The organism is Rouxiella badensis (assembly GCF_002093665.1).
Classification (GTDB): Bacteria; Pseudomonadota; Gammaproteobacteria; order Enterobacterales; family Enterobacteriaceae; genus Rouxiella; species Rouxiella badensis.
Window position 1 is genome coordinate 1 of the sequence record NZ_MRWE01000061.1, and the last position, 5,574, is coordinate 5,574.

Sequence of the window (5,574 nt, forward strand, 5' to 3'; positions counted from 1 at the left end):
AAAATAACCTCTGTTAATGTTCTCACCTTAGAGCACGGGCAACACATTCTGTTTACCTAAGCTCTAGATTTTTAGTAAGATAAAATTTAGTGATTAATATTCACTTATTTTGCGATGCTCTATTCTTCCGCTATCAGGCATAATAAAAGATAACAACCTACGAATTATATACAATACGGCAACATTTAATGAATAATAATTTAACAAACAAAACAATCACTTGTCCTTTTTGCAGTAACGTTCTTCTTGACGATCCCGACCATTGCAAACGCTGCGGGGCAGAGATGAAGAAAGGTTATATCGACCGCTCCCAAAGACGCTGGGTATTTATACTGCGACTTATACTTTTAATTATTTCTTCACTGACTTTCTTTTATTTGCAGCCTGTTCACGTGGGAATTGGGCTGATTGGAATATATGCAGCATTAATAATACTCTCGCTAATCATTCCATTTGCATTTTTCAAGCTGAAAAATAAAAATAAAAACGTCTGGATTAGAAGGCCTCTTTCCTGGTAACAGTTTTGCGGGTTTCATCGCAGGATTGTTCACCCTAAAGCATTAATTTTAAACATTAGCTTAGTGCCTGTACGAAACAGCGATACTCTGTGAGTGCGGCACCTTACTTCAGGAAACAATCATGAATGCGAACGAGACTTCCCCTGCAAAAAATCCAGCAAAAAAGCCTAAGGTCGATCACCTGCGTTTTCACCGAAAACATCAGAAACTGTTACCTACGTTCGGCGAAAACTGGTTTGCCCTCAAGGCTGAGGCCTTTGCACGCTTTTTCGGCACACCGCTCTTTTTAGGTGCGCAAACAATTATCGTGGTGGTGTGGATAGCAGTGAATGAATTTGGCTGGGCTAAATTTGATATCTATCCCTTTATTCTTCTCAATCTGGCGTTTAGTCTGCAGGCCGCTTACGCAGCCCCACTCATCCTGCTTGCACAAACCCGCCAGGCAGAGCGTGACAAAGCCAATGCCGAAGCAGATGCCCTGCATCGGGAAGAATTAGCCCATTTGAATGACCAGCGGTTAGAAATTGCGGCACAGCAAAACGAACAAATGTTGAAGCTGCTAGAACAGAACACGGAACTCACGAATCTGACCAAACAGCTCACCGAAAGAGTGGAGCACCTGACTATCGAGCTTCATAAAAAGCTGATGGAAAAAGAATAAAAAAACCCGACGGCAACGTCGGGTTTTGTCAATCATAGCACTCGTGAATCGGTTTAACGCCAGCCTAGTGCCGGTGCGATATGTTTCAGAATAGATTCGATAACGTGCGCATTGTAATCAACCCCAAGCTGGTTTGGCACGGTCAGCAGCAGCGTATCTGCTTCGGCAATCGCCTCGTCCTGTTTCAGCTGTTCAATCAGCCTCTCAGGCTCGGCGGCGTAGCTGCGGCCAAAGATAGAGCGGTTATTCTCTTCGAGGAAGCCAATTTTGTCGCCTTCCTGTCCACTTCGTCCAAAGTACGCCCGATCCAAATCGTTCACCAAGGCAAAGATGCTGCGGCTCACCGATACACGCGGCGCGCGCGCGTGGCCACTCTCCTTCCATACCTTGCGATAGGCGCGAATTTGTTTCGCCTGTTGGATATGGAAAGGCTCGCCTGTTTCATCGTCTTTCAGCGTCGAGCTTTGCAAGTTCATGCCCAGCTTGGCAGCCCACTCTGCGGTTGCATTAGAACCCGCTCCCCACCAGATGCGTTCACGTAGGCCCTCTGAATAAGGCTCAAGGCGCAGCAGCCCCGGTGGATTCTGGAACATCGGCTGCGGATTTGGCTCGGCAAAACCTTCGCCTTTGAGCACCTCGAGCAGCGCGGTGGTGTGACGACGCGCCATATCAAACTCAGTTTCGCCGTCTGAAGGCTGATAACCGAAATATCGCCAGCCATCGATAACCTGCTCAGGTGAACCACGGCTCAGACCAAGCTGCAAACGCCCACCCGAAATCAGGTCTGCCACGCTAGCATCTTCAGCCATATACAGCGGATTTTCGTAGCGCATATCAATAACGCCAGTACCAATCTCGATGCGACGGGTTTTGGCACCCACCGCTGAAAGCAGCGGGAAAGGCGAGCTAAGCTGACGAGCAAAATGGTGAACGCGGAAATAGGCGCCGTCGGCCCCCAACTCTTCAGCGGCAACGGCCAGGTCTATCGATTGAAGCAGAGCATCGGCGGCAGAGCGCGTTCCAGACTGTGGAGAAGGCGTCCAGTGGCCAAACGACAGAAAACCAATCTTTTTCATAACGCATTTGTCCTTGTATACGGAAACTGCGGTGCAGAGTAATTTCTAGATTGTTTCCATCATAGTACACTCGCCCGTGCGGCACAGTGGCAGGACATGGCATGATTATTGAGTATTTTTGATGTAATAGTTCCAATATCTTGAACGATAGAAACAAAAAGAGCGCACATGGCGCTCTTTGAGAAGACTTCGAAAGTCAGGCTTTGCAACCCAACTCCGCTTCAGCGATTTAGCAACTCACGTTCAATGCGCTCACGCGTCGCGACCGCCTGATGTGGCATCTTTTCAGGGTAGCCGAACAGAGAAGTACAGATAATTGACTCACCGCCGACCTTAAATTTACGGTTAGCGAAGTCCATCTGGCGCAGGCTTTCGAACAGTGCGTCAAAATTCACTTCACCCTCTCCGATGCCCACGTGTTGGTGTACAACGGCATCTACACCCGGTGGATTGACGATATAGCGACAGTGTTTGGTGTGGTTCATGGTATCGGCAATCAGCACGTGTGACAGGTCGCTCCCCGCGTAGTCCAGCATGCTCGCTACATCGCCCTTACCTTTGTCATAGAAGAAGGTATGCGGGACGCTGTAAAGATATTTAACGTTGTCGCTACGCAGTGATTTCACCAGGTCAGCCGTTTCGTTGTTTTCTTCACAGAAGTCCCACGGATGCGACTGGATCTCTAAACGAATGCCTTCGCGCTCAATGATGGGCAGCAGTTCTTCCATCGACTGATACCAGCGTTCTTCGCAGATCTCAGGCTGATTCGGGTCACCCGACAACTCGGTGTTGATCACCTCCACGCCCATGTCGACGGCGATCTCAATCATTCTCTTAAAGTTACGTACCGCCGCAATACGGCGATCGTTATCCGGACCAGACCAGCGATAAACCACAATAAATGACGAAATTTCAACACCATATTGTTTTAGCGCACGCTTGTATTCATTCATCACATCCAAGCCCGCTTTCGGATGCTTATAAAATGGGTTAATGCGCGGATGGGGTGATTGTTCGATATATTTATAGCCCCACTCCGACACCTGCCTCACCATATCGGTGATGCTTCTATCCCTGATAACGTCGACATCAAAAGCAATTTTCATATCCGGCTCCGCACTAGTTGTAGGGTAACGCTTAATCAGTCATGCAATAGCGTGATTAATATTCACGCGCCTTATCAATGTTCTCACGCAGCATCTGCGCCACCTTATCAACTGACTCTTTTTCAGAAACCATTGCGCCACCGACGCGCCACCAGCTGAAATACTTGTGGATCATGGTTTTAGGCAAGACTTTAATGTCGATAAGTGTCGATACTTTCTGACATTTTGCATCAGCCAACGCCTCGTGCAGCTCCTCGATCGTGGTTACGGAATAGGTTTTACAGCCGTAACCCTCGGCGATTTTGGCGAAGTTTACCGGCACGAAACCACCGTCTAGCTTCGAGGTTGAGTCTGCCCTGAAACGGAATTCGGTGTTAAAACTGTCCATACCGTGTTCCATTTGCAGGTTGTTGATACAGCCATTCGTCATGTTGTCGAGCAGGACGACATTAATTTTTTGATGTTCCTGAATCGATGTCACCAGCTCAGAGTGCAGCATCATGAAAGAACCGTCACCGACCAGCGCATAGACTTCGCGCTCAGGTTCGGCCATTTTCACGCCAAGCGCTGCGTTAACCTCATACCCCATGCAGGAATAACCGTACTCTACGTGATAACCGTTAGTGTCGGTCGTGCGCCAGATACGCTGAAGGTCACCCGGCAGACTCCCGGCGGCCGCAACGATGACGGCGTCTTTATCAAACGAGCTGTTCAAGGTGCCCAATACGCGACTCTGCGTCAGCAGCGAACCGGTCAGTTTTTCGAATTCTGCGTAGACCGCTTTCCTGTCCAGATGATCATTGATTTCAGGGATGAAATCTTCGCCGCTGTAGTCTACCTGGTATACACGTTTCGTTTCTGCGATCAGCTCTTCGCGAACATCGGCAATCTGGTGTCCCCATGCCGCATGGAAATCGCTTCCCAGCAGTCCCTTATCCAGCGCCTGTAGACCCTCACGCGCATCGGCTATCACATGAACGGCATCGAGCTTAAAGGCGTCGAAGCGGTTGACGTTGATATTGAGGAAAGAAACATCGGGATTCTGAAATATCCATTTCGATGAGCTGGTGAAATCCGTATAGCGCGTGCCCACTCCAATAATCAGGTCGGCCTCTTTCGCCAGCTGGTTAGCCGCCAATGTCCCTGTTTCACCAATGCCCCCGAGATTGAGCTTATGCTCCGAGGTCAACGTGCCTTTACCCGCCTGAGTTTCTGCAAACGGTATACCGTAACGTTCGGCAAACTGCTGTAGGGCTAATCCAGACTGAGAGTATTTTGCTCCGCCGCCGCAGACGATTAACGGTTTACGTTTGCCTTTAATCAGGGCCAACGCATCGGCGAGTGCGCCCACGGTCACCGGCTGGCGGTCAATACGATGTACGCGTTTCTGGAAGAAGTATTCTGGATAATCATAGGCTTCCCCCTGCACGTCCTGCGGCAGTGAAAGCGTCACCGCACCGGTTTCAGCCGGGTCAGTCAGTACGCGCATCGCGCTAATACAGGCGGTCATCAGCTGTTCGGGACGCACAATGCGGTCCCAATACTTGCTGACAGTGCGGAAAGCGTCATTGGTGCTGATGCTCAGATCATAACTTTGTTCAATCTGCTGCAACACCGGGTCAGGCTGGCGAGAGGCAAAAACGTCCCCCGGCAGCAGTAATAAAGGAATGCGGTTGGCGGTGGCCGTTGCAGCCGCAGTCAACATGTTCGCCGCACCAGGTCCAACGGAAGACGTACAGGCATAAATCTGCTGGCGCAGCTTTTGCTTGGCGTAACCGGTTGCCGCATGCGCCATGCCCTGCTCGTTACGCCCTTGATGAACAATCAGTTTTCCGCTGTCTTGTTCCAGCGCTTGCCCAAGCCCCAGCACGTTGCCATGGCCAAAAATAGCAAAAATACCGGTAACAAACTTTATCTCTTCACCGTCTACTTCGACGTATTGCTGATCTAAAAAGCGGACCAGTGCCTGCGCCATGGTTAATCTGATCTTTTTCATCTTCCATTCCTTGCGGTTAACGCTGTTACCGTGGTGATGTTTTCATCAAAAATGATATGAAAAGATTATAAAGATTTTATTGTCTAGTGAAATGAAAAAACCGAACCAATTTTTCATTTTGAGACAATCATCATAAAAATAAAACAAAATAATCGTCATTCGCCTGGAAGGGGAAGTGCGCAGAAGGGTAACTCAAGAAAAGGGTAATATATTAAGT

General features: G+C 49.1%; 4 protein-coding genes. 1 reads left to right on the forward strand and 3 read right to left on the reverse strand.

The window, feature by feature from the left end:
* The first annotated feature begins 639 nt into the window (after positions 1-639).
* Positions 640-1,179 (forward strand): DUF1003 domain-containing protein, encoded by a 540-nt coding sequence (locus BS640_RS21740; protein WP_017494298.1) that lies wholly within the window; start codon positions 640-642, stop codon positions 1,177-1,179.
* Between the two features lie 53 nt (positions 1,180-1,232).
* Here the strand turns inward: BS640_RS21740 and BS640_RS21745 are convergent, their stop codons facing one another.
* The 3 genes from BS640_RS21745 to iolD form a co-directional block, all read right to left on the reverse strand.
* On the reverse strand, positions 1,233-2,255 hold the full coding sequence (locus BS640_RS21745) for an LLM class flavin-dependent oxidoreductase (RefSeq protein ID WP_017494299.1): 1,023 nt from the start codon (positions 2,253-2,255) through the stop codon (positions 1,233-1,235).
* Positions 2,256-2,476: 221 nt separating this feature from the next.
* Positions 2,477-3,361: a sugar phosphate isomerase/epimerase family protein gene (locus tag BS640_RS21750; protein WP_017494300.1), complete on the reverse strand. Its 885-nt coding sequence runs from the start codon at positions 3,359-3,361 to the stop codon at positions 2,477-2,479.
* 55 nt (positions 3,362-3,416) lie between these two features.
* Positions 3,417-5,357 (reverse strand): 3D-(3,5/4)-trihydroxycyclohexane-1,2-dione acylhydrolase (decyclizing), encoded by a 1,941-nt coding sequence (gene iolD, locus BS640_RS21755; protein WP_084913321.1) that lies wholly within the window; start codon positions 5,355-5,357, stop codon positions 3,417-3,419.
* Positions 5,358-5,574: the final 217 nt, after the last annotated feature.